Consider the following 26,761-nt stretch of genomic DNA (forward strand, 5'->3'; position numbering starts at 1 on the left):
AATTATGCTCAAATCAACGTCGCTTGACTGTCGTTAATTATCATTTAATTGTCGTTTCATTACCCTAATTTTATCTACAAACAAAAAACGCCTTTGCGAATACAAAGGCGTTTTATAAAAGCGAAAACATTTGCTAAAAATATGTTTGTAACAACTTATCAATCACCAATAATTTTCCACGGCGATGTTGCCCACGCTACGGCGATTCATGGTTAAGCCTTTGTTTTTTAAGGCTTCTTTGGTGTCGTTTACCATATCAGGATTACCACACAGCATGACGTGCGATGTCGCTGGATTAAGCGTCAAACCTGCCGCACGCTCAAGCGCACCATCAGCAATCAGCGCAGGCAAACGTGCACCCAAGCAATTTTCCACCGCTTCACGAGTAACGATTGGCACGAATTTAAACTTGGCAGGATTATCCACGAGCATACCAAAATCCTTGGCAAGCGCATTGATTTTATCCAAATAAGCCAGCTCCGCCTGCGTGCGTGCGCTGTATGCCAGCACGATGGAATCGTAATTTTGCCATGCGCTCAAATCCTGCAAAATGGACAAAAACGGCGCAAGTCCTGTCCCTGTAGCAAGCAGCCACAAATCCTGCGGCGCTGGCTCTTGATAGCGAGACAATGTCAAAAAGCCAAACGGCTCAGGGTTTAAATACAGCACATCGCCCACTTGCAAATGCTGCAGCTGACTGGTGAACGCCCCATCAGGCACCACCACCGAAAAAAACTCCAAAAACTCATCATAAGGCGACGACACCACCGAATAGGCACGAAAAATCCGCTCATCGGCAGCGTTTGGCGTGGCGGCAAGCTCGCTGGGATTGACACCCAAGCGCACAAATTGCCCTGCTTCAAAGCGAAATCCGTCAGGACGCGTGGTACGAAAACTAAATAGCGTTGGCGAATGTACGGTTTTTGACAGCACAGTGATGGAATAAGCGTTAGCGTCTGACATGAGATTTCTCGGTTTGAGTTGGATTGGTTAAGTTAGTGAAGGCGTTTTATTTTAGTGAATGGCTTTCGCTGGTTTAAAACTTTCATTTATATATAAAGCCAGCCACCCAAAATGCAAGTCTTTTGATGAAAGTTTCGCAAGTGGCATGATTGATGATGGTAAGATTTGGCGATTGGTGAATTGGGTTTAAATTGAATTGAGCTTAAATTAAATTGATAGCTTGCAAAATCAAACAACTTTTCTCACAAATTTGCTCACAAACCAACGAAAAACGCTTGGCAATTTTACCAAGCGTTTTATCATTTTTTGCAAAACAGCTGACGCTAAGCAATGCTTGCCAAACCTGCCAGCGCAATCAGCCCATTTGGCAGCACGCCAAATAGCACAATCAGCACCGTTACCACAAACAGCATGATGCCGCCAGCCTTAATGCCCCATTGGTCGTGTGCGTCAAATTCTAGGTGCGCTTTTGGTTTTTGGTACAGCTGCACCAGCACACGCAAATAATACGCCAAGCCAATCGCACTGCCCAAAATAATCAACAGCGCCGCCCAAAAACGCATACCCTGCACTGAAGTCAAAATCACCACAAACTTAGTCATAAAGCCAGCGGTCAGCGGAATGCCCGCCAAAGACAGCAGCATCACGGTCAAAATCCCCGTCAGCACAGGTCTGCGCCAAAACAGCCCTTGATAAAAGCGCAAATCGTCCGCTTCGCCGCTCACAGACGTATGCCCACGCTCACGGTACGGGCTGGACATCAGCGTAATCACGCCAAACGCACCGATAGAAGTCAGCGCATACACCGCCATGTACATACTTGCCACGCCAGTGCTGGCTGCACCCACCGACAAAAGCGGCACCAGCGCATAGCCAATGTGCGCCACCGATGAAAAAGCAAGCAGGCGTTTTAGGTTGGTTTGGCGCAGTGCCAAGACGTTACCCAGCACGATAGACGCCACAACCACCACAATCAGCACCGCATTAAATGCCGTCAGCGCAGGAATGGCGCTCGTTGCCAAAAAGCGCAAAGCCAGCGCCATCATGGCAACCTTACTCACGCTTGCCAAAAATGCCGCCACTGGTGCAGGCGCACCTTCGTACACATCAGACACCCACGCATGAAATGGCGCAGCAGACAGCTTAAAGGCAATGGCGGCAAACATCATCACCGCACCTAAGACAAACAATGGCGTGATTTGCCCTGAGCCTAAAATGCGTGCAAAATCAGCAAATTGCAGCGTGCCTACGTCCGCAAAAATAAACGCCATGCCCATCAGCAAAGTTGCCGAAGCAGCCGCCGACAGCACCAGATATTTTAGTCCAGCTTCCAGCGAACGACTGCGCAAAAAGGTATAAGCAAGCATGCCATACATCGGCACCGACAGCAGCTCAAGCGCCATAAAAAACGCCGCCAAATGCTGTGCGCTGGTCATCAAAAGTGCGCCCAAAGTGGCAATCAGCATGAGCAAATACAGCTCGTCTTTATTGTCCTTAAGCGTACCAAAATAGCCATAAGACAGCGTACAGCACGCCAATGCCGCAATCAGCACGACAATCATATTAAACAGCGCAAAGCCATCTACCACAAACAGCGGATTTGGCACGACAGGCACATTGCCCAAAAACAGCAGCAAACTTGCCAATAAAGCAGCGTTTAAGCCAATCACTGACAGCGTTGCCGTCCAAAAATGCGAGCGCTTAGTGGCGATGGCAAGCATCACCACAAGTGCTGTGATTGCCACCACGACCATCGGTGCAAGTGGCAAGTAAACCAACAACCAAGAATTCATTTACTGACCCCCTGCAAGATGTGAATGCGTTTGGTGAGCGTGTGCGTGTTCGGCAACGATGGGCGCATGATAAGACGACTCAATCCACGCCATCGCGTCATGCGACACATCAAGCGCAGGCTGCGGATACAGCCCCAGCCAAACAAGCCCTACCGCCAAAGACACGAGCAACACCAGCTCACGCTTGCCCAAATCGTGCAATCTGCCGCCGTTTTGCTCCGCCAAGGCTTTACTTGTGTTTTCGCCAAACAGCGCTTGATAAATCAAAATCAGCGAATACAAACCACCAAAAACCAAACTTGCCGCCGCAAGCACGGTAAACACAGGAAACTTAGCAAAAGCGCCCAGCATGATTAGGATTTCGCCAATGAAGTTGCCCGTGCCGGGAATGCCCAAAAGTGCCGCGCAAAAGAACATAAGCAGCGGTGCAAAATAGCGAAACTGCCCCCACATACCGCCCATTTTTGTCAAATCGCGCGTGTGTAGACGCTCGTACATCTGCCCTGCCATGATAAACAGCGCCGCACTGGATAAACCATGCGCCAGCATTTGAATCATCAAACCTTGCAGCGACACCAAATTGCCTGCATAAATCGCCAGCAGCACAAAGCCCATGTGCGACACCGAAGTATAAGCAAGTAGGCGTTTCATGTCGGTTTGGGCAAATGCCAAAAACGCACCGTAGAAAATACCAATCGCCCCAAGCGTCATGGCAATAGGCGCAAATTCTGCGGACGCATTTGGAAATAATGGCAATACAAAACGCAGCAAACCAAACGCCGCCGTTTTAATCAAAATACCTGCCAAGTCCACCGAACCTGCCGTTGGTGCTTGGGCGTGCGCATCTGGCAGCCAGCCGTGCAATGGAAATACGGGCAATTTGACCGCAAAACCAATAAAAAAGCACAGCATGACGATAAATTCCCAGCCGCCAAGATCTGTTCCCAAAAGATGGTGATAATTAAAACTCAGCACGCCTGATTGCACATAATTCATCAGTACCAGCACCAAAATGCCAATCAGCATGATAAGTCCTGACGCTTGGGTGTAGATAAAAAACTTGGTCGCAGCGTATTCTTTGGTTCTGCCACCTTCGGCATTATGCCCCCACAGCGCAATCAAAAAGTAGATTGGCAAAAGCATCAGTTCCCAAAAGAAAAAGAACAAGAACAAATCAATCGCTAAAAATACACCGATCACGCCGCCCAGCGACCACAGCAGATTTAGGTGGAAAAATCCCACACGGCGTTGAATTTCGCCCCATGAGCAAGCCACCGCCATGATACCCAAAAATGCCGTCAATGCAATCATCAAAAGCGACAAACCGTCCATCGCCAGATGAAATTCAATGCCCAACAAAGGAATCCACGGCACGCTAAATTCAGCCGCCCAAGGCACATTATCCGCGCCAGCATTTTGGGTGGCCAGCCAAGTATTAAACTCATTGCCCTGCCACAGCACCAAAGTCAGCGCAAAAGTAGCAATCATGCCCAAAAGCGCAATCCAGCGTGGCAAACGATCGTCCGCCTTTTCAATCAGCCAACACAAAAAGCCTGTAATAAAAGGTATGGCAATCAGTGTCGGCAATATCCAGTTTTGTTCCATCATCATCTTATCCCACCATCACCATTGCCAAGATTAAAATCAATGCCAAGCCCACGCCAAAACTGATGGCGTGCGTGCGCAAAAGCCCAGTTTGCGTCTTGGCAAAAAGTTTATTTGCCGCCAAAGCAACTACCCCAAACACACCCATGAGTAAATCCACAGGGTCTTTTTTGAGCGCTTTTGTCAGCATGATGAACGGTTTTACGAACAAAAAATCATACAAAGCATCAAAGCCAAGCCCATGATGGCACCAATGCGTCATCGCTGCGCCCACTTTGGTGTTGGTGAAACTTGCCACCAAACGGCCACCATTGATGGCGTACAAGAAAATTCCCACAAGCAAGCCTGCCGCCATAAACGCCATGGCGATGTACTCTGCCGTGTGCTTGGCTTCGGCATTGCCTGCAAGCTCTAATAATTGACCTGCGCCAAGTGGCAATACGCCATCTAAAGGCGGTGTGATGAGCGCGCCAACGCCCGTTGACAGCACCAAAAGCACCACCAAAGGCAGCCAATAAGACACGCCAGAAAGTTTTTCGGCATGGGTTTTTTCTTCGCCAAAAAAGGTCAGCCAAATCAAGCGAAAAGTATAAACAGACGTAATGAACGCGCCCACCACGCCAGCCCAAAACAGCGTCATAAAGCCAGCGGCATAACTTTCCCACAAAATCGCTTCTTTGGAATAAAAACCCACCGTTACGAACGGCAATGCCACCAAGGCACCGCCACCTACCACAAAGCAGGCGAACACCAGCGGAATTTTCTTATAAAGTCCGCCCATTTTTAGGATATTTTGCTCATGATGCACAGAAATAATCACCGCACCAGACGCCAAGAACAGCAAGGCTTTAAAAAATGCGTGCGTCATCAAATGGAAAATCGCCAACTGCCAGCCGCCCACGCCCAGCGCAATGAACATATAGCCCAGCTGGCTCATGGTGGAATAGGCAAGCACACGCTTGATGTCGGTTTGTGCCAATGCGCAAAATCCTGCCACCAGCATAGACAGCGCACCAACGCCACCCACCCAATACACCAGCACGCTTGGCGTCAGCTCAAACAAAGGATACATGCGCGCAATCAAATACACGCCAGCCGTTACCATCGTGGCGGCGTGAATCAATGCCGATACTGGCGTAGGCCCTGCCATTGCATCGGCAAGCCAAGTGTGCAACGGAATTTGCGCTGATTTACCCCACGCGCCCGCCACCAGCATCATGGCGCTTAGCACAGCGGTTGGATTATTTAGGCTAAATACTTCTGGCAAACGTGCGTTAATCTCGCTGATGTTTAGCGTGCCAAATTCACGGAACAGCAAAAACAGCCCAATCGCCAAAAACACATCGCCTACACGCGTTACGGTAAATGCCTTGATGGCAGCGCGTCCGTTGGCACGGTTTTGATAATAAAAACCAATCAACAAATACGAGCAAATGCCCACGCCTTCCCAGCCAAGGTACAAAAGCAGCAAATTATCCGCCTGCACCAGCAAAAGCATACTCGCCACAAACAGATTTAGATAGCTAAAAAAGCGTGCAAAACCTGCTTCACCACGCATATACCAAGACGCAAACAAGTGAATCAAAAAGCCCACGCCTGTAATAATGCCTGTCATCGTCAGCGTCAAGCCATCAAACGCCAAACCAAAATTTGGCGCAAACTCGCCCACTTTAAGCCACGTCCACAGATTGATATGCACAAGCTCGCCAGCGTGATTACTCAAATAAGCCTTTGAGGCGATGGCGGCTGCCACTGCTGACAGCAGCATACTGCCCACACCAATGATGGCGGCTGCCTTTTCAGACAGCTTGTCTCGCAAGGTTGCCAGCAGCAAAAATCCAATCAACGGACAAATAAACGTAAAAATTATCAGGTTCATCTTCTATCCTTTGAGTCGATTGGCTTGATTGACATCAAGATTTCTAAAGCGGTGGTAAAATTGGAGCAAAATCGCAAGACCAATCGCCGCTTCTGCCGCCGCCAATGTCAAAATAAAAATAAACATAATCTGCCCATCAGGCACGCCCCACAGACTGCCGCCAATCACAAAGGCGAGTGCCGCTGCGTTCATCATAATCTCAAGACTCATGAGCATAAATAGCACGTTGCGTCTTGCCATCACGCCCACAAGCCCAATCACAAATAAGATGGCAGCAAGCGTCAAAGCGTGCGCAGCAGGAATGCCCAGCGAAGTCAGCTGACCTGTCATCTGCGCGCCCGCCTGCCCCACTTGTGCAGACGCATTGGTCAAAATATCATGGTGCAAATTTGCCATCACACACCCCCTTTGTGAGAATCGCTAAACACAGGCGCGTCTGGCTGATGGTTTGGCGCATTCATGCCGTCTTTGCTGTCTTGATAATGGCTAAAATTCTCATCATCAAGCGCTTTTTTGCCCAGATGATACGCCGCCACCAACGCCCCAAGCAGCAAAAACGCCGCCACTTCCACAAGCAGCACATACTGCGTAAACAGCTGCGTACCCACAGCTTTTACGCCAATGCTGCGATCAGGCAAGGTGGCATAAGTGTCCGAACCTACGATAAAACCAATCAACACCGCCGCCACGATAAGCAAAAGACAGCATGGCGTCGCCCATGCGCTTGCCGTCAGCCAAGATTTTTCTTCGGTGGTGTCCGTGCCTAAATTTAACATCATAATCACAAACACAAACAGCACCAAAATCGCCCCTGCATAGACGATAATCTCAAGCACGCCAGCAAAAGGCGCACCGATGATAAAGAAAATCCCTGCCACCGCCAAAAGACTGGTGATGAGCGACAATATGGCGTGTACTGGGTTTGCCTGCGTAACCGTGCGCAGGCTCGCCCAAATCGCAACCAACGCCAGCGCATAAAAGCCAATACTCTCAGGATTTGCAAATAACGACATCATGGCAACAAACTCCTTACATCAACTGGCGTATCTTCACGCTCGTGCGAACCTTTAGGCTTGCCATCGGTTGCCATGCCTGTGATGCGATAATAGTTATAATCAGGGTATTTGCCTGTGCCACTGATGAGCAGATGTTCTTTTTCGTACACCAAATTTTGGCGATCGTACTCTCCCAGCTCAAAATCAGGGGTCAGCTGAATGGCGGTGGTTGGGCAGGCTTCTTCGCACATGCCACAAAACACACAGCGGCTAAAATTGATACGGAAAAATTCAGGATACCAGCGCCCGTCTTCACGCTCGCCCTTTTGTAAGCTGATACAGCCCACAGGACACGCCACCGCACAAAGGTTGCACGCCACGCAGCGTTCATCACCGTCAGGGTCGCGCGTCAGCACAATGCGCCCACGAAAACGTGGCGGTACTGGCACAGGTTGTTCTGGGTATAAAATCGTGTCTCTTTTGCGCGTGGCATGGCTATTTACCATCCACATACTGCGTGCGATGGTAAAAATGCCCACGGCGGTATTTTTTAAGGTTGCAAACATTTTTTATCCCTGTAAAAACAAAATCACAAAAGCCGTAACAAGCAAGTTCACCAAAGTTACAGGCAAACACACTTTCCAACCAAAGTTCATCACTTGGTCATAACGTGGACGCATGAGCGAACCACGCGCCAAAACAAACAGCGTCATAAAAAACAAGGTCTTGATTAAAAACCAAAAAACAGGCGGTACAAACGGAATGTCAAGATTAAACGGTGCCAACCAACCACCAAAAAACAGGCAAGTCATCAAGGCAGAAATCACAATCACATTGACGTATTCACCAATGAAAAACATACCAAATTTCATGCCTGAATATTCCACATGATAACCTTCGGCAAGCTCTTGTTCGGCTTCTGGCTGGTCAAACGGATGTCTGTGCGTTACCGCCACGCCTGCCACCACAAACGTCAAAAAGCCAAAAAACTGCGGAATCACGTTCCAGACGGTCGCCTGCGCTTCGACAATCTCACGCAAATTAAACGAACCTGCCATCGCCACCACACCCATGAGCGATAAGCCTAAAAACACTTCGTAGCTGATGGTTTGTGCCGATGAACGCAGCGCGCCCAGCAGTGAAAATTTATTGGCAGAAGCCCAGCCGCCAAACATCACCGCATACACCGCAAGCCCTGCCATGGCAAAGAAAAACAAAATGCCAATGTCCCAATCCGCCACATATAAATTTGGCGACAGCGGAATCACCGCAAAACTTGCCAAAGCGGTAAACATGGCGATGGCAGGCGCAAGTACAAAGATTTTTTTGTCGGCAAAATTTGGCGTCCAGTCTTCTTTAAAGAAGATTTTTAGCATATCTGCCACAAGCTGCAATGAGCCTTGCCAGCCCACACGGTTTGGGCCGTAGCGGTCTTGCCACAGCGCCAGCATACGTCTTTCGTAGACAATCATTAGGGCAGCAGTCAGCACCACGCCCAAAAAAATCACCAGCGTCTGCGCCACCAAATACAGCACCGACCACCATTCAAAAGACAGTCCACCCAAAAATGCAGGCACATCAGGAATAATACGCACACTCATCAGACACGCTCCACAGGTTGTTTAGGGGAAGTTTCGTTGGTGTTTAAAGTTTTGGGGCTGTAAACTTGAGGGCTAAACAGCGGATTGGCTTTTGTTGTCAAGCCGTCCATGCTTACCACATGGGCAGGACGATACACCGCTGCATCGGTTACTTTTTTGACGACATAAGGCAAAGACGGCACAAGCGGCACTTGCCCTGCCAAATAGCCCACGCAGCCATCAGGCAATGGCTCGTACGCCGCCACTGGCAAGACAAATTCACCAAACGCCCCAGAAACCGTAAGCAAATCACCTTCTTTGATTTGCCATTTTTCCAAATATTCAGGCGCAACCAGCCAGCTGACGGTGTCAATGCGCGGCTGCACCACAGGCGCGCGGCTGCTCAGTGCGTCCGCTCCAAATAAGCGATGCACCGGCACAAGGCGAATGGTATGCCCAAAAATGCTGGTATTGACAGGGTCTTGGATTTGGGTGCGCTGCGATGCGTACTGCGTTTGTAATTTTGGCAAATCATCAAACAAACGTACGCCCACCTCACCGCCTTTTAAGCGGCCGCCCACTTTGTCTTGAAGTTTATTCCACGCCTGTGGTGAGTTCCAGCCTGCGCTCCACGCAAATGGAATATTGGCGCTATTAACCTTATCGCCCACATAGCCTTCCATAGAAAAAGTAAGCGGTGTGTCTAAATCCTTAGGCTGCATGGGTTCGTGGATAGAAATCTTGGCACGCATGGACGTTCGCCCTGATGAGCGGCGTGGACTTCTGGCGATTTTTAGCCCCGCCACACGATAATCCGCTTCTGGACTGACCGCCAAAATGCCTTGCAATTCTGGGTGCGCCTGCGCTAAATCCGCCACCACATCATCAAAATGCACGTCTGTGCTGCCATTGCCCAAGATGGCATACAGCCAACGCCATGCGTCTTTTAGCTCGCTGCTTGGCTCGTAGTATTTTTTGTCATATGCCGCAAAATAACGCCCTGCTCGCCCTTCGGCTGACACAAGCGTGCCATCGCTTTCAGCAAATGAACCCACAGGCAGCACAAAGCGCGCCTTGTCATGCCACGCATAATGCTGATGGTCAAGGGCGATAAGCGTTTTTTGATACAGTTTGTCTTGTAAATACACAGGCAAATTCGCCAAATCCTGCTCAAGTACAAACGCCACATCAAACTCACTGGCAAGCACCGTTTCAAGCGATTTTGCGCCCAACAAATGCACACCCACGCTATTTGCTGCAGGCAATGCCAAATACACGCCTGCACACAGCGCATACTCATCATTATAAGCAAGCGGTTTTGCGTCTTCGGCAAGGTTTGCGTTATGCTCATCAATGCGCACTTTTTCAAGCGCAGCGTGATTGGCACGTTTTTTGGCAAGCTCTTGGCTGATAAAGCCCACCGCTTCTAGCACCGCTTTTGAACCAAGCGAAGTACCAGAGACAATCAAAGGCTTATCCGCCGCCAACAAATCTTTGGCGATGGCATAGGCAAGCTCGCCCATCTCGTCATCGCCATCAAAGTGCGGTCTTGTCAAATCCGCACCCATCTGTGCGATGGTCTCACCCACCAAAAAGCCAAGCCGTGCAATGTCTTCAATGCTTGCCACGGCGGCGGTTTTGGCGATGTCGGTGAGTTTGGTGTCCACCACATCTACCACATAAATCGGGCTGTAATTTTCTTGCCCAATGCGCTTGACGGGTTCGGCAAGCCAATGCTCGGTGCGCAGCGCTGTCGCCATTTGCTTGGCTTTATTTTTGGCAGCTTGACGCACAGACAACGCCACGCGCGCAGCCGTCTGCGTGATGTCTTCGCCCAAAACCAGCACCGCGTCCGCATTTTCAATTTGGGCAAGCGATACATTATGCACGCTCTCAGAGCGCAGCACATTCACCGCCTTTGCCACCAAATCGGCATGATGATTACTCTCTACGGCAAAATTATCCGCACCGACCAATTCTTGCAAGGCAAAATTACTTTCAAGACTTGCCATTGCCGAACCAATGCCGATGACTTTTTTATCTTTAATCGTGCGTAAAATCTCATCAAGCGCACCGCTTGCGTCCCAATCTTTTTTGCCCGTTGGCAAATTTTCATAAGCACGCACAGGACGATCGGCACGATTGACGTAGCCATAACCAAAACGTCCACGGTCGCAAATAAAATAGCCGTTCACGTCAGGATTATAGCGGTTTTCAATGCGGCGCAGCTCACCATAGCGCTCGCCTGCTGAGATACTGCAGCCCACCGAACAGCCATGGCAAATGCTTGGCGCGTACTGCATATCCCATTTGCGGTTGTAGCGGTCGGAGTGGGTTTTGTCGGTGAACACGCCTGTTGGGCAAACTTCGGTCAAGTTGCCGCTAAATTCGCTTTGTAATTGTCCGTCCGTTTCACGCCCAAAATACACACGGTTATTAGACGCATACACGCCAAAATCACTGCCGCCTGCATAGTCTTTATAAAAACGCACGCAGCGATAGCAAGCGATACAGCGGTTCATTTCGTGGTTGATGAACTCGCCTAAGTCTTGATTATGGTGCGTGCGCTTGACAAAGCGATAACGGCGCGTGCGATGTCCTGACATATAAGTCATGTCTTGCAAGTGGCAATGTCCGCCTTCTTCGCAAGTTGGGCAATCGTGCGGGTGGTTGGTCATGATGTACTCAACGATGCGCTTACGAAAATCTCGTGCTTCGTCATCGTCCACCGAAATGTACATATCATTGGTTGGTGCAACCATACAGCTCATCACCAGCCGACCACGCCCTGCCTTATAATCTTCTTCGCTCATGTACTGCTTGACGGCACATTGGCGGCACGAACCCACCGAACCCAGTGCAGGGTGATAACAAAAATACGGCACATCAATGCCCAGCGACAAACAAGCGGCAAGCAGATTGTCCGAGCCATCAACTTCATAGCTTTTGCCGTCTATATGAATGGTTGCCATCACGCATCTCCCTTAGTTTGGTTGCTGTTTTGGCTGATTTTGGCTTCAAATTCAGGGCGGAAATACTTAATCGCACTCATCAAAGGCTCCATCGCCCCCGGTGCGTGCGCACAAAAAGTCTTGCCAATCCACAAATCGCGCGTCAGCTCAGACAGCTTGTCAATGTCGCCATCTTGCCCATTGCCGTTGTCTATTGCGTCTAAAATTTTTACGCCCCACGGCAAGCCATCACGGCAGGGCGTACACCAACCACAGCTTTCACGCTGAAAAAATTGCTGTAAATTTTTGGATAAGCTCACCATGTCTTGAGTTTCGTCCACCACCATCATCAGACACGTCCCAAGTCGTGAGCCTGCTTTCATAATTGGGTCAAAATCCATCACCAAATCAAGGTGTTCATCGCTTGCGGTGAGAAAATCGGTACTGGCACCACCCGGCAGCCACGCTTTTAGCGTCAAGCCGTCTTGCATACCGCCAGCCAGCTCAATCAGCTCACGCGCGGTATAGCCAAACGGCACTTCCCACAGCCCTGCGTCCTTGACACGCCCAGACACGCCCATGATTTTGGTGCCGGGCGTTTCGCTCTTGCCCTTAGCTTTTGGCAAATCCAAATACCAATCCACACCGTTAATCATAATCGCTGACATATTGTTCAGCGTTTCTACGTTATTCACCACCGTTGGGCGACCCCACGCACCAGAAACCTGCGGAAATGGTGGCTTGGTGCGTGGGTTGGCACGGCGACCTTCTAGGCAGTTAATCAGTGCCGTCTCTTCACCACAAATATAGCGCCCTGCGCCTGTGTGAACGTGCAAATCAAAGCTAAAATCCGTTCCCAAAATATTATCGCCAAGCAAATTATTGGCAAGCAGCTCGTCAATGGCGTTTTGCAAGCGTTCGGCAGCCAAAATGTACTCGCCACGGATAAAAATGTAGCCAGCACTTGCGCCAATGGCATAAGCAGAAATCAGCATACCTTCAATCAGCTGAAACGGCAAACGCTCCATGAGCAAGCGGTCTTTGAACGTCCCCGGCTCCATTTCATCGGCATTACACACCAAATAACGCACGCCACCATCAGGCGGTGTCATGAACGTCCATTTTAGCCCTGCGTTAAAACCAGCGCCGCCACGCCCACGCACGTTGGCAGCCTTAATCATCTCGCCCACTTCTTTTGGTGTCTTAGACAGGGCGATTTTTAGCCCATCAAAGCCCTTTAACGCCAAATAATCCGCCAGTTTTAGCACCGCATCATGATGAAACAGTCGCCACGTCAAAGGGTGTGTTTTATGCGTGGGCGCTTGCCCTTCTGCCAAACCCACGCCCCAAATCGGCACACGCTGGCGGTTTAGCTGGCTGGGAGCAAGTCCGTTTTTACGAGCGGTGATTTGCTCTTGTACACTCATTTTGTTCATGCGTATTGCTCCAATAACTCTGGCACTTCATGCGGCGTAACAGGGCCGTAAGTGTCTTCATCAATCAAAACGCTCGCCCCTTTGTCGCAATTACCAAGACAACAAATCGGCAGCAGCGTAAAGCGTCCGTCTGCCGTAGTTTGCCCAAATTCAATGCCAAGCTCACGTTTAAAGCTGTCCGCCAGTGCTTCGTAGCCGTTCAGATAGCAGGCGATGCTGTCGCAAATCAAAATCACATGACGACCGACTTTTTGGCGGTAAATGCGGTTAAAAAATGTCGCCACGCCTTCCACGTCTGCCACAGGAATGCCAAGCATACAAGCGATGGCGGATACTTGAGCATCGTCCACCCAGCCGTTGCGTTTTTGTACGAGTTTTAATGCGTCAAGCACGGCAGCCCTTGCTTGCGGATAATGATGAATGTATTCGTTAATGCCTGCGATTTCGTCTGCGGTCAAAATGGCGTGTACGTCCACTTTGGGGGTTTTGTCGGTTAGGATTTTCATAATGTTACCATGTGTTTGTAACTTGCGACTGCTGGTTGTTTTTATCAATTTCTAAAATAAGAAAACGGTGAGTTTGCTTATTTTAGAAATTTGTTGATTTAAAAATTGGGTTATTTTATAAATTGGTTTAATTCGTAAGTTGGGTTAGCAAAGCGCAACCCAACGTTTTTTAAGGCGATTACTGTCAATGTCGGCTTTTCGCTTAGCTCAACCCACCCATCAATTCCAAAACGGTTTTATAAACGCCATACACCGCCACCAACAATAAAATCACGCCTGATAATTTACTCGCTGCATTGACCAGTTTGGCGTTGGTCATTTTAGAAAAGGCGTAGCTGTATAGGCTTAAAATGCCATAATCTAAAATCACCCAAATTACCACCAAAATCAGCATGGCAAGCGTCAGACTGTCCGCCACACCCAAAAACGCAGGAAAAAATGCGATGAAAAACAGCACGTCTTTTGGGTTGCTGATACCCACCAAAAAGCCGTTTTTGAAGTGGGCGATGGCGTGTTTGGCGGCAGGTTTTGGCGTGTCTTGTGCTTTTAAGGCGTTTAAATCAATGCTGTCTTTTAAAATCTGCACGGCAAAATACGCCAAATACAGCAAACCAAATAGCGTCAAATACAAAAGCCACGTTTCGCTTAGCGCAAATAAGCCTTGTATCACCAAAAACGATGTGCCAATCAGCGCCAGTGAAGCGGCGTTTGTGCCTGCCACCGTCAAAAACCCTGCCACAAAGCCATGCCGACTGGCAGTGTTCGCCACCATCACTGTAACAGGGCCGGGCGTTCCCAAAAACAGCACGATGGTGGTGATGTAGGCGAAAATTAAGGGGTAGTTCATGCCATGTTTTCCATCGTTTTTTGGGTTATTGGCTGGGTTTATCGCTCATAAGCTAAGTTGATGGCTTGTAAGTCAGGTTGGGGTTAACGCAACTCAACGACTTGCAAAAAAACCTCTATTTCAAACGTTGGGTTTTGCAAGCTTAGCCCAACCTACACCCTGCAATCAAAAAAGACACCTTTAACGATCACAATCCGCCATCACAATATCAATACTCGCCAAATAAATAATCGCGTCCGACACCAAAGAGCCGTTAATCACCGATGGCATTTGTTGCAAGTGCGCAAAAGTTGGCGTGCGAATGCGTGTACGATAACTCATGGTAGATTTATCGGAAGTTACATAATAGCTGTTCAACCCTTTTACGCCCTCCACCATGCACGCACTCTCGCCTGCTGGCATGACAGGCCCCCACGAGACTGAGACGAAGTGGTTAATCAAAGTCTCAATGTCATGCAAGGTTTTATCTTTTGGTGGTGGCACGGCAAGCGGATGTTCTGCCTTGTACGCACCTGACGGCATATTATTTAAACACTGCTCAATGATACGCAAAGACTGGCGAATTTCTTCAATTTTCACCAAACAACGGTCGTAGGCATCGCCGTTATAAAACACTGGCACTTCAAAATCAAAGTTTTCATAGCCCAAATACGGACGCGCCTTACGCAAATCAAAATCAATGCCCGTGGCACGAAGTCCCGCCCCAGTTACGCCCCACGCAAGCGCATGGCGTGCGTCATATTGGGCGACATTTTGCGTGCGTCCTTTTAGCACGGTGTTGGTCATCGTGGCTTTATAATATTCATCAATGCGTTTTGGCATCCAGTCAAGGAAATCTCGCACCAATTTTTCCCAGCCATTTGGCAAATCGTGTGCCGTACCGCCAATGCGGAACCATGCAGGGTGCATACGATAACCCGTTACCGCTTCAATCACGTCATACGCCTTTTGGCGGTCGGCAAACATATAAAATACAGGGGTCATGCCGCCAGCGTCTTGGATAAACGTTCCCCAATACAAAAGGTTATTAGTAATGCGGAAAAACTCGCTCATCATGATGCGAATGGTGTTCGCTCTGTCTGGCACGGTAATGCCAGCCAACTTTTCCACCGCCATGATATAAGGCAGCTCATTCATCACGCCGCCCAGATAGTCAATGCGGTCGGTATAAGGAATGAACGAATGCCACGTCTGACGCTCCGCCATTTTCTCTGCGCCGCGGTGGTGATAGCCAATGTCAGGAATACAGTCAATGATTTCTTCACCATCAAGCTGCAACACCAAACGAAACGCCCCGTGCGCTGATGGGTGGTTGGGGCCGATGTTTAGAAACATAAAATCTTCATCACGCCCAGAACGCTTCATACCCCATTCTTCTGGCACGAAACGTAAGTTTTCCTGCTCAAATTCTTGCTTGGCGGCATTTAGAAAATATGGCGTAAATTCGGTGGCGCGCGCGTGGTATTCTTTGCGCAGCGGATGCCCTTCCCAGTATTTAGGGAGCAAAATGCGTGTCAAATGCGGATGCCCGTCAAACACCACGCCAAACATATCCCACACTTCACGCTCATACCAGTTGGCATTTGGGTAAATCTTGGTGGCGGACGGTATGCTTTCGCCTTCTTTTAGTGCCACTTTCACACGAATGTCCGAATTTCGCTCAAGGCTCATCAAATGATAAAACACCGTAAAATCGCTGTCAGGTAAGCCATAACGGTGCTTACGCAAACGCTCGTCCATGGCAGATAAATCCACAAGCATCACAAACGGCTGTGGCAACGTCCGCAAGGTCAAAAGCACGTCCAGCACATCGGCACGAGACACCCAAATGGTCGGAATGCCATCAGCCGTTTTTTGTTCGGTGAAGGCGTGGTTTTTTTGGCTTAGGATTTCTAAAATCGTAAAATCGTGATTGTGATGAATACTCATAGCTTCCAACTTATCAGATGGTTGTCATCTTATGATGATTGCGTGATAAAATGTTTAAAAATTTATTCTGATAAAAATACATTTTTAAACATTTTAATCATTATTTTATTAAGATTTTATTAAGATGGTAAAGTGCTTTTATTAAGCACCTTACCTTTAATCAAATACAATTATTGCCCCGTTACCATCGCAATAAATTCAGCTTCGGTTAATTTTGGTGTATCATTGGCAAGCTCATAATAACACGCCTTTTTATCAATAAAAATTTGTGATTTTAATTCAAATTTCACATCATCAAATAATCCTGCTGACAGATAATAATTGTCCGTGCCTAATTGATGAAAATACAAATGCGTGCCACACGTTTTACAAAAATTGCGAGTTCCCCATTCCACTAATTGAAAACTGGCAATATTATCAGCATTGTCGGTTTTGATGCCTTGTACCATCGTTGTAAACCCTGCTGAACCGCCCCAAGTACGGCAATTATTGCAATGGCAAGCGTGCAATTCTTGATTATCCGCTGTTTCAATGGTAACGGCTTTACATAAACATTGACCTTTCATATTTCCCCTTAAACCATATTGTATTAATCTTTTAATTAACATTTAATATAAAGATCAAAACGCATCATCAGGACTACGCAAATTCTGCACCGCAATACGTTCGGCATTTTTACGGTCTCGCTCAGCGGTCATAATTGGCTGATAAATGCCTTGGTCAAGATGAATGCCAAGCGGACGGCGTTCGTGGGTGATGGATTCTTGTAGGAGCATCAACGCCTGAATCACCGCTTCGGGGCGTGGCGGACACCCCGGAATATACACGTCCACAGGCAAAATCTTGTCCACGCCCTGCACCACCGAATAAATATCGTACATACCGCCCGAGTTGGCACACGCCCCCATGCTGATGACCCATTTGGGTTCTAGCATTTGTTCGTACAGACGCAAAATGACAGGTGCCATCTTCACAAAGCACGTCCCCGCCACAATCATCACGTCCGCCTGACGGGGAGACGCACGAATCACTTCCGCCCCAAAGCGAGACAAGTCATGCACCGCCGTCAAAGTCGTGGCGTACTCCACATAACAACAACTTGTGCCGAAGTTAAACGGCCACAGCGAATTTTTTCGCCCCCAGTTGGCGGCGGCGTGGACAAGGTTGTCAAGTCGCCCCAAAAAGACGTTTTTTTCAACTTCGGCTTGGGTGATGTCGTCAATCACTTGGCGAGTTTGGTGTGGGTATTGGCTTGCGCTTTGATCGGCTTTGGTAAGTGTGTATTTCATGGCTGTATTGGTTATCAATTAAATGGTTTTAACGGCTTGTATGATTTGGTTTTTTAAATTTTTACTAAATTTTTCAATCACTTGCCCAAACATCGCTTTAATCATGAATAAAACTACTGATGTCAAGGCATGGCTAAAAGTGAAACTTTGTCTGTGTTTACAATCATGGAATGCAAACAAAACCAACCGACAAAAACACAAAAAACGCCACAGCGGCAGCCGTAACGTTTTTTATCATTTTCACCTGTTGGTTTTGTTTAGGTTTTTGGTGTTGTCATAAGATTCGTCCTGAAAATCGCGCGTGGTAACACGTCCTGTGCTGTTGATGTGGTCGATGTTTGCCATGTGCGCTTGGTTTTTGGCAACATCGTTTGATACGTTGATGCGTCCTGATGATTGGGCGGGAACTTTGCCTGTTGGGTCGGTGTGCAAATCATCAATCGTGGTGAATGCAGTGATACTCGCCAAATCAAAATCGGCAGGCTTGGTATAAATGCGTGCTTTTTTCTTGCGTTTGTCGGCAGGCGCCCAATTCATCGCCCCAAGGCGCATTTCGTAAACCAAGCCCACAAATAAAATGGCAATAAAAATCGCCGCTGCAATAAAGCCAAACCAGCTCACTTCACGCACGCTCACCGAATAAGCGTACAAATACAGCGCCTCAAGGTCAAAAATCACAAAGAAAATCGCCACCAAATAAAACTTAGCGGACAAACGAATGCGCGCCGAACCTGCCGACACCACCCCAGCTTCAAAGTTTTCTTGCTTTTGCGAACCGCTTGAGCGCCCACCTAACAAGCGTGGTACGGTAAGCATGAACACCACCAAACCTAAGGCGGCAAGCAAGTATAAAGCGGCTGACAAATTGGCTGACATAATCCCTCGTATGATTTGGCTGTTGTGCGCTTAATCTTGCTATTATAGCACATTTTTACTTTTTGCAAGTGCCGCAAGATTGATTTTTGCGGATTTTGTCGTGCTTTTGTGTAAAATTTTATGTTTAGTGATATTGCGCGCCGTTTTTGTATGCGCCAAGCGCTGCGCTTTTTTAAGGCTTGATAAACCGCTTTGTAAAATTTGCTGCCGATTGATAACTTTTTGGCATATTTCTTAATTTTCTTATCAGTTTGAATGAAAACCAAACCGCCTTGCCAACCACTCAAAAAAAACAAAACCCAGCTTGTTTATGATGATAAACTTGCTGGGTTTTGGCTTTGAAGGCAAATCGCCCTCACTTATGAATAAAGTCAGTTATTTTGGGCAATAATTATTGCTCAATCACGTCTGTGCCTGCTGGCGGCGTGAAGCTAAATTTTGACGCAGAGATTTTTTTGTTCATCTCAATGCCGCTAAAGCGAATTGACGTGGTTTGACCAATGTTGTCATTTAACACCATCATCACAGGCTTGCCGCCATTAAAGCTGATGGACAGGTTTTTAAAGGCGGCGTTACTAGATTTTGGGGTCAGCACATAGTAGTTTTTGCCTGCATCTGGTTGGCTGATGTTAAAATTGCGCTCAATTTGCTTAGGGTCGCCAGACAGCAGCAGCGCTGGCGTATCGCCCACTTGATTGCTCACAGATTGCTTGGTTGCTTGCGCCAAATCTTTGTCATAAATCCACAGCGTGTTGCCATTTGCCACAATCAACTGCTCGGCTGGCGATTTACTTTCCCAGCGGAATTGATTTGGGCGTGCCACCGCCATAGAACCGCTGAATTTGGTGGTTTTGCCGCCTGCTTTGGTAGTTTGGCTAAAATTTGCCGACATAGATTTGGTGTTGCTCAGCAGCTTATTTAGATTTTTTGTCGCCACTTGCGTGCTGGCTGGCGCAGCTTGTGCCACCGTGCTGTATGCCATTGGTGCGATGACGGCAGCGGCGCTCGCCACGCCAAGTACGGTGCGCAATGCCACAGCTTTAAAAGTTGAACGTTGTGTTGTCATGGTTATCTCCTTGACGAATTATGTTTGCGGCTTTAGGCTTATAAAAGCATAAACCATCAAGCGCACAAACCATTTAATGTGAATGGTAATTTTACAATCAGTTTTACGGTTTTAAAGCGCATTTATTTGCGTTTTTTAATTTTTTTCCTAAAACCGTTTAACTTGAGCGCATTTTGCCAGTTTTTTATCTTACAATCTACTGATGATTTGCAACCGATGCCACTAAAATGTTACAGCGCAGCGAAAATCTTTGCACAACGTGGCAAATGTAACTAAATATTGCAAATCAGCGGTAAATCGCCACGGTTAGCAAAATTCGTTAGCAAAATTTGCAACACCGCCAAACCACAAAATACAGCAAAAATTAAAAACCACGTCTGATTTTGGCAAATAATTCGCTAAATCTTGGCAAATAATCCATCAAATCTTGGCAGGCAATCTGGTAAATCTTGGCGAATAATCTGGTAAATCAGCCACCAAATCAGCCAATCATGCTGCCAAATCGCTTGACATCATCAGCACAAAACAAAACCACCGCCAAAGTTTGCGGTGGTTCGTAAGCATTTAAAATCAAGCAAGCACGCGGCGCACATCATCAGCAATGCGCTCAGCAAGCGATTGGCACAGCGCAGCGTCTTCGCACTCCACCATCACACGAATCACAGGCTCAGTGCCAGATTTGCGAATCAATAAACGCCCTTTATCAGCAAGCTCATTTTCCGCCTGCTTAAAGATTTCTACCAGCTCAGGGCTGTCGTACGGATCACTCATTTGTGATAGGCGCACGTTAATCAGCGTTTGTGGGTATGGCGTGTAGCCACTAATTAGCTCAGATAGCGGCTTGCCAGTCTCCGCCATGCACATCAACACTTGCAAACCTGCCACAATCGCATCGCCCGTACGGCTCTTATCTAGGCACAAAATATGCCCCGATGGCTCGCCGCCCACCGTCCAGCCTTTGGCTTCAAGGTCTTGCATGACGTAGCGGTCGCCCACTTTGGCACGATGAAAACCCACGCCATCTTTTTTCAAGGCGATTTCCAGTGCCACATTACTCATCAGCGTACCCACCACGCCAGCAGGTTTTAGGTGCTTGGCAAGCGCATACAAAATCGCATCACCATCTACAATCACGCCTTTTTCGTCCACCATGATGATGCGATCGCCATCACCGTCCAGCGCCAAACCAACGTGCGCCCCATGCTCCAGCACGGCTTTTTGTAGCGTTTCTGGGTGCGTTGAGCCGCAGTTTTCGTTGATGTTAATGCCGTCTGGCGTATTATGAATGGCGATGACATTTGCGCCAAGCTCACGCAGCACACGCGGCGCAACACTATAACCTGCGCCATTAGCACAGTCCACCACGATTTTTAGGTGGTCAAGGCTTAGATGGTAAGGAAAGCTGCCTTTACAATATTCAATGTAGCGGCCTTTGGCGTCGTCCACACGGTAGCTTTTGCCGATGGCGTGCGCCTTGATGTCCGCCAAGCGTGATAGGCGTGCGTCTGTATTACCTACCAAAGCGTCCAGCTCTACATTGATGGCGTCTTGTAATTCGTCAGAGATTTTTTTGCCTTCGTGCGAGAAAAATTTCACGCCATTGTCTTGGTATGGATTATGCGACGCAGAAATCACCACACCCATATCCGCATGGAAACTTTTCACCAAATGCGCAATCGCAGGCGTTGGCAAAGAACCCAGCATATACACGTCCACGCCAGCGGCGTTAAAGCCTGCCTGTAATGCCGCTTCAATCACATAGCCAGACAGGCGCGTGTCCTTGCCAATCAGCACGCTTGGCTTGCGAGTTTGTTTTTTATTTTGTGCTGCCAGTACACGCCCAGCACCAAAACCTAAGCGCAACAAAAAATCAGGCGTGATTGGGAACGTGCCAAATTGCCCACGAGTGCCATCAGTACCAAAGTAGCTCATGCGTTTTTCCTTTTGCTTGTCAATGCGTATCGTACCAAAGTAATATTTATAACGTTTATAACCATAATGTTTGTAAACGTTTTTGCACACGAATTATAGCACAATTTGATGGCGTGATAATGTTGCTTTTGTGTCAAATTACTTTGATGATACGTTGCTTGCAGGTGAAATATTTGGTGGATTTTGCTTAATTTGCAAGCTGGTTTATGATTGGGTTTTACCAGCTTGTCAATTTGGTTTTGACTTATAAGATAAGCGCCTGAATTTGTTGGGTTTTCGCCATACTTAACCCAACTTACACATCTACCAATTCACAAGACCAACTCACGAATTAACCACCACACAAATCCCACCCAACAAAAAAGAGAGCCGAAACTTTCTGGCTCTCTTTTTGATGCGCTCAAATTTACAGACCAATCTCACCAATAAACGGCAAATGGCGGTATTTTTGGTCATAATCCAAGCCATAACCCACGATAAAGCGGTCTTCCACTTCAAAGCCCATAAAGCGCACGTCCACGTCCACTTTGCGGCGTGATGGCTTACTCACCAAAGTACAAAGCTCGATAGAATTTGGCTCACGGGTACGCAGCATATCCAGCACTTTGGCAAGCGTTGCACCAGAATCAATGATGTCTTCCACCACCAGCACGTCTTTACCACGAATTTCACCGTCCAAATCCTTCAAAATGCGCACATCACCGCTGGAAGTCGTGCCTGAGCCGTAGCTTGACACCGTCATAAAATCCAGCTCATGCGCACGGTCAATCGCACGGCATAAATCCGCCATGAAAATCACCGAACCACGCAAAAGACCAATCAGCACCAAATCACGGCCGCTGTCTTTATAATGCGCGGTGATTTGTGCGCCAAGTTCGGCAACTTTTTGGGCGATTTCTTCGGCAGAAATCATCACGTTCATGGTAGTTTCGCTCATGGCAATCTCACAAAATATCAAAAATAAGCCGATTATTTTAAGGTAAAACCGCCCTTTTGGCAACCTTAAAACACATCATCACTCACCCATCACAGCTCTTAATCACCGTCAGCTCATCACAGCTCGTCAGCGATTTTTAGCGCCAATTCAGACAGCGCAAACTGGCGCACGTCATTAAGCATCGTGGTGTCAAAATTATGAATGAAGGCAAACGCCAATTTACGCTCAGGGTCGCAAAACGCCACCGAACCATTATAGCCCATATGCCCGTACGCAGTTGGCGCATTTTGCACAGTGAACAAACGATGAAAACCGCTGCGCCAGCACATATTGGCAGGCATGACCGCATCCATACCGTCAATTTGCACCTTACGCATATCAGCCAGCACTTCTGGTGTAATCAAGGTTTGCCCCTGCCACACACCGCCAGCTGCGTGCATGGCGTACAGCGTCATCAGCGCGCGTGCAGACGATACGCCATTTGCCGCAGGAATTTTGGCTTGCAGCACTTCATCGCTGTGATATTCCACGCCATCACGGCCGTTTGGCATGAGCGCATTTTTATAATTCACCAAATTCATTGCCGATGTGTCAAAATACAGCTTATTCACGCTGGCTGTGCCGATGGGCGCGCCTGCCAATGCCGACTGCCAAATCTGCGCCGCTGGTGTGTCGTTCAGCACCGCCAAAATCTCTGGCGTATCAGGTTTTAGCACAGGTTTTCTGCGTACCGCTGACGCATCTTGGCTAAAGTAACGCACAGGTTTGGCGATTTGCGCAAGTTTATCCGCTGGCACGCCATAGTACAGCTCGCCTGCCACGCCAAGCGGCACAGCCAAATATTGCTCCAGCGCTTCTTGCAGCGGCAAGCCAGTCGCACGCTCAACCACACCGCCCAAAATCCAGCCAGACACCAGCGCACTGTACGCACTGGCATACCGCTCATCATCTTGCCCTTTTGGCGTGTCAGCCGCCATGTTTGCCACTTTATCCAGCATGATTTGCCAATCAATCAAATCCGCCGTTTCTTTGGTTAAAGTCGTGATATTAAACAGCCCTGCACTGTGGGTCAAAACATCTCTTAGCGTGATATTTTGCTTGCCATTGGCGGCAAACTGCGGCCACACATCGGCAATCGGTGCGTCATACTTGAGCAATCCGCGCGACACCAGTACCGCAATCAGCGTTGCCATCACGCCTTTGCCGATAGAAAAATTCACCGACAAAGTGCGTGTATGCCAAGCCGTCTCGGGCAGCGCACAGCCCACCGCTGTATCCACCACCACATCGCCATCGTGCCACACCATCAGCGCACCGCCAGCAGGTGAATCTTGAAATTGCAAAGGCGTGAGTGCGTCTGTCAAAGTTTGCCAAGCTGTCATCATCGTTCTCTTTGTAAATTTGGTTATTGTGAAATTTATCGTTAAGTTTTCAAAAAAGAAAGTTTTTCGCTGCTTGTGCGGATATGAGTTAAAAAATTTGATGGTTTTTATTTGCTTTAAACTTATCAAAGCTCTAAAAAATACCAATCCCGCCACGCACAGCAATCCGTATAAATCCGCCTATTGTAAAACAAAAACACGCCAAAATACAATGTGCGCTTCAATGTTTTAAATTTGTACGCAGCCTAGCAATCCAATCAAGCCATTTTAGCAAAACGCCCATCACCAAAATAGCCGTCAATAAAAACAACCGTTAATAAAAACAAAAGACGAGCGATTTTCACTCGTCTTTTTGACTTGTCTTTTATTTGGCAAATTTCACCGCTTTATAAATAAGTGATTTTGCCAAATAAGTGCGGCTTGCTGCGTGGTTTGTCTGGCGTTTGGGCGTACACGGCAAATTCTTGACCGTCCGCCACTTCATTCGCCACCAGCTCCACATCAGACGGCAAAAAAATCGGCAATTTAAACGACACGTCCACTCGGTACGCGCGTGGCAAATCCTGAAAATGCGCCAAACTTCTTGCTTTTGACCACATACCATGCGCAATCGCCTTAGGAAAACCAAAGGCTCTGGCGGATAACGCGTGCAAGTGAATCAAATTAAAATCACCAGAAATAAAGGCATAACGCCGCCCAATGTCTTCGCTCACCGTCATCGGCTGACTAAAACTTGCGTCCAAAAACACAGGCAAGCTCGCCTTATCAGTTGGTTTGTCCGTCTGTTGGCTACGCTCTTCTTTGCGCTTTTTTTGGCGAGACAAATAAGTGGAAACGCCCTGCCACACCAGTTCATCGCCCACACGCACGTCCGTGATAAAATCAAACTGCTGCCCCTTGTCATGCTCACGCAGATTGTCAAGGCGCACCGTCATCGCCACCGTCTCCGTGTCAAACACAGGGCGGTATTGCGTTACGCTATTTTCCACATGCACCAAGCCCAGCATGGCAAAAGGAAACTCTTCTTTTGCCATCATGTTCATCTGCAAGGTCTGCGACAGCACCGCATAATAAGTGGCAGGCACACGCCCATCGTCAATAAAACCACAAATTTTGCGGTATTCTTGCAAATTACCTTGGTCAATCGCCAATTTTTCCACCGCATACACCGAATTTGGCAAACTCGTTGCACGCTTATCACCATGCGGTAAAAGACTTTTAATGACATTGGCATAAGTGGTGTGAATTTTTGGCAATTCTTGAAAAGTTAAATCTGCCATGACAATCCTTTAGTAAGATTTTATTCAATAAAAACAATCAGTTAAAAATCACGCACCCAAAATGCTCTGACCGCAGACACGCACCACATTGCCATTTAGTCCAGACGCATTTGGCGCAAGCAGCCACGAAATCGTCTCTGCCACGTCCACAGGCTCACCGCCTTGGCTCATCGAGTTCATGCGTCGCCCTGCTTCACGAATGGCAAACGGAATGGCGCCTGTCATTTTGGTTTCAATAAATCCCGGCGCTACGGCATTGATGGTGCGATTTGAGCCGTCAAACAGCTTGGCAGTCGCTTGCACCAGCCCAATCACGCCAGCCTTACTCATGGCATAATTCGCCTGCCCCACGTTGCCAGCGATGCCAGAAATGCTAGACACGCATACAATGCGCGCACTGTCCGCCAGCACATTTTCAGCGATGAAATAAGCATTTAAATCAGCGATGGCTTTTAGGTTGATATTCATCACCAAATCCCACTGCGCTTCGCTCATGTTGGCAAGCGTCTTATCACGCGTTACGCCTGCATTATGCACCACGCCATCAAGCACTCCGCACGCCTTGGCGATTTGCTCGGCTGCGTCTGGTGCGGTGATGTCAAGCGGCAAAGCCTGACCGCCCAAATTACCTGCCACTTTTTGTAAATCGCTCAAATTGGCTGGCACATCAAGACAATACACCAATGCACCGTCTCTTGCCAGCACGCCTGCCACCGCTTCACCAATGCCACGGCTTGCGCCTGTTACTAGGATTTTTTTGCCTTGTAGTGGTTTTTTATCGTCAAGCTGAGCGTCTGTTTGTAGCGTTGCGCCTTTTGTCAGATAAATCGGCTGACCTGACACATAGGCAGATTTTGCCGACATAAAAAAGCGCAAGGCGTGGTCTAGGTGCGGCTCTGCGCCAGTTTGTACATACAGCACATTGGCGCTGATGCCTTTTTTAAATTCTTTGGCGATGGATTTGGCAAAACCCAGCACCGCACGCTGCGCCAGCGCAAAGCCAACATCACTGCCCGTATCCGCTTCGGGGCGTGCGATGATGATGATGCGCCCAGATGGCTTGATGCGGCGAGCGATTTGATGGAAAAATTCATACACCAAGCGCAAACCGTCCGTATCAGTAATGCTGCTTGCGTCAAAAATCGCCACTTTAAAGCGTGCGCTGTCGTCCGCCAAACGTGCCGCCAACGTGTCAAGCGTGGTGATTTTTGCGTCTAAATTTTGCAAAATCTCTAGCACCGCTTGGCTTGGTGCGCTGTCTTGATAGCTTGTGCCAAACGCCACTTCACCACGCAATACAGGCTGCCCTGCTTGGTATCTGTCAAGCCGAGTCGGCATTGGCAAGCCAAGATTTTTGGCAACTTTACGCCCCAGCGGTGATTGCACCAATTCGCCATAACGATCGCTCATAATCACTCCCTTTTAAAATGATTTTACGGTAAATTGTGCGCCCAATTTGCACCACTTTCGCAGTTTTTGCACAAGTTATTACATAAGTTTTGCGCAAGTTTTTTC

22 protein-coding genes are annotated in these 26,761 nt (G+C 48.2%); all 22 read right to left on the reverse strand.

What is annotated here, in order from left to right:
• Positions 1-162: 162 nt before the first annotated feature.
• On the reverse strand, positions 163-963 hold the full coding sequence (locus tag B0181_RS08115) for a ferredoxin--NADP reductase (RefSeq protein WP_078277005.1): 801 nt from the start codon (positions 961-963) through the stop codon (positions 163-165).
• 323 nt (positions 964-1,286) lie between these two features.
• Positions 1,287-2,756 (reverse strand): NADH-quinone oxidoreductase subunit N, encoded by a 1,470-nt coding sequence (locus B0181_RS08120; RefSeq protein ID WP_078277006.1) that lies wholly within the window; start codon positions 2,754-2,756, stop codon positions 1,287-1,289.
• Positions 2,757-4,367, reverse strand: a complete 1,611-nt coding sequence (gene nuoM / locus B0181_RS08125; RefSeq protein WP_078277007.1) for an NADH-quinone oxidoreductase subunit M — start codon at positions 4,365-4,367, stop codon at positions 2,757-2,759.
• A 1-nt stretch (position 4,368) separates the two neighbouring features.
• On the reverse strand, positions 4,369-6,240 hold the full coding sequence (nuoL, locus tag B0181_RS08130; RefSeq protein WP_078277008.1) for an NADH-quinone oxidoreductase subunit L: 1,872 nt from the start codon (positions 6,238-6,240) through the stop codon (positions 4,369-4,371).
• A gap of 3 nt (positions 6,241-6,243) precedes the next feature.
• On the reverse strand, positions 6,244-6,570 hold the full coding sequence (gene nuoK, locus B0181_RS08135) for an NADH-quinone oxidoreductase subunit NuoK (RefSeq protein WP_172462146.1): 327 nt from the start codon (positions 6,568-6,570) through the stop codon (positions 6,244-6,246).
• 65 nt (positions 6,571-6,635) lie between these two features.
• Positions 6,636-7,256 (reverse strand): NADH-quinone oxidoreductase subunit J, encoded by a 621-nt coding sequence (nuoJ, locus tag B0181_RS08140; protein ID WP_078277009.1) that lies wholly within the window; start codon positions 7,254-7,256, stop codon positions 6,636-6,638.
• Positions 7,253-7,801, reverse strand: coding sequence for an NADH-quinone oxidoreductase subunit NuoI (gene nuoI / locus B0181_RS08145; protein WP_078277010.1), 549 nt, complete (start codon positions 7,799-7,801; stop codon positions 7,253-7,255). Before nuoI ends, nuoJ begins: the two co-directional genes overlap by 4 nt.
• A 3-nt stretch (positions 7,802-7,804) precedes the next feature.
• Positions 7,805-8,836: an NADH-quinone oxidoreductase subunit NuoH gene (gene nuoH / locus B0181_RS08150; protein ID WP_078277011.1), complete on the reverse strand. Its 1,032-nt coding sequence runs from the start codon at positions 8,834-8,836 to the stop codon at positions 7,805-7,807.
• Complete coding sequence (gene nuoG, locus B0181_RS08155; protein ID WP_078277012.1) at positions 8,836-11,787, reverse strand: NADH-quinone oxidoreductase subunit NuoG; 2,952 nt, start codon at positions 11,785-11,787, stop codon at positions 8,836-8,838. The genes nuoH and nuoG overlap by 1 nt, the downstream gene beginning before the upstream one ends.
• Positions 11,787-13,193 (reverse strand): NADH-quinone oxidoreductase subunit NuoF, encoded by a 1,407-nt coding sequence (nuoF, locus tag B0181_RS08160; protein WP_371829204.1) that lies wholly within the window; start codon positions 13,191-13,193, stop codon positions 11,787-11,789. The genes nuoG and nuoF overlap by 1 nt, the downstream gene beginning before the upstream one ends.
• A gap of 5 nt (positions 13,194-13,198) precedes the next feature.
• Positions 13,199-13,708 (reverse strand): NADH-quinone oxidoreductase subunit NuoE, encoded by a 510-nt coding sequence (gene nuoE, locus B0181_RS08165; RefSeq protein ID WP_078277014.1) that lies wholly within the window; start codon positions 13,706-13,708, stop codon positions 13,199-13,201.
• 202 nt (positions 13,709-13,910) lie between these two features.
• Positions 13,911-14,555, reverse strand: a complete 645-nt coding sequence (locus B0181_RS08170) for a LysE family translocator (protein ID WP_078277015.1) — start codon at positions 14,553-14,555, stop codon at positions 13,911-13,913.
• A 180-nt stretch (positions 14,556-14,735) separates the two neighbouring features.
• A complete protein-coding gene (nuoC, locus tag B0181_RS08175; RefSeq protein WP_078277016.1) occupies positions 14,736-16,484 on the reverse strand; it encodes an NADH-quinone oxidoreductase subunit C/D in 1,749 nt (582 codons plus the stop codon).
• Between the two features lie 170 nt (positions 16,485-16,654).
• Entirely contained in the window at positions 16,655-17,050 is a 396-nt protein-coding gene (locus B0181_RS08180; RefSeq protein WP_078277017.1) for a GFA family protein, read from the reverse strand.
• A 54-nt stretch (positions 17,051-17,104) separates the two neighbouring features.
• Positions 17,105-17,773, reverse strand: coding sequence for an NADH-quinone oxidoreductase subunit B (locus B0181_RS08185; protein WP_078277018.1), 669 nt, complete (start codon positions 17,771-17,773; stop codon positions 17,105-17,107).
• A gap of 240 nt (positions 17,774-18,013) precedes the next feature.
• Positions 18,014-18,649, reverse strand: a complete 636-nt coding sequence (gene ndhC / locus B0181_RS08190; RefSeq protein ID WP_078277019.1) for an NADH-quinone oxidoreductase subunit A — start codon at positions 18,647-18,649, stop codon at positions 18,014-18,016.
• A gap of 391 nt (positions 18,650-19,040) precedes the next feature.
• The gene (gene lolA / locus B0181_RS08195) at positions 19,041-19,715 is read right to left on the reverse strand and encodes an outer membrane lipoprotein periplasmic chaperone LolA (RefSeq protein ID WP_078277020.1); all 675 of its coding nucleotides are present in this window, start codon (positions 19,713-19,715) and stop codon (positions 19,041-19,043) included.
• 570 nt (positions 19,716-20,285) lie between these two features.
• Positions 20,286-21,647 carry a phosphoglucosamine mutase gene (gene glmM / locus B0181_RS08205; protein ID WP_078277022.1) on the reverse strand — a complete coding sequence of 454 codons (1,362 nt, stop codon included), beginning with the start codon at positions 21,645-21,647 and terminating at the stop codon, positions 20,286-20,288.
• 406 nt (positions 21,648-22,053) lie between these two features.
• Entirely contained in the window at positions 22,054-22,569 is a 516-nt protein-coding gene (hpt, locus tag B0181_RS08210) for a hypoxanthine phosphoribosyltransferase (protein ID WP_078277023.1), read from the reverse strand.
• 131 nt (positions 22,570-22,700) lie between these two features.
• Entirely contained in the window at positions 22,701-23,969 is a 1,269-nt protein-coding gene (locus B0181_RS08215) for a serine hydrolase domain-containing protein (RefSeq protein ID WP_242620135.1), read from the reverse strand.
• 383 nt (positions 23,970-24,352) lie between these two features.
• Positions 24,353-25,246: a MaoC family dehydratase gene (locus tag B0181_RS08220; protein ID WP_078277025.1), complete on the reverse strand. Its 894-nt coding sequence runs from the start codon at positions 25,244-25,246 to the stop codon at positions 24,353-24,355.
• A 48-nt stretch (positions 25,247-25,294) separates the two neighbouring features.
• Positions 25,295-26,656 carry a 3-oxoacyl-ACP reductase gene (locus B0181_RS08225; RefSeq protein WP_078277026.1) on the reverse strand — a complete coding sequence of 454 codons (1,362 nt, stop codon included), beginning with the start codon at positions 26,654-26,656 and terminating at the stop codon, positions 25,295-25,297.
• Positions 26,657-26,761: the final 105 nt, after the last annotated feature.

Origin of the sequence: Moraxella caviae, assembly GCF_002014985.1 — a bacterium.
Classification (GTDB): domain Bacteria; phylum Pseudomonadota; class Gammaproteobacteria; order Pseudomonadales; family Moraxellaceae; genus Moraxella; species Moraxella caviae.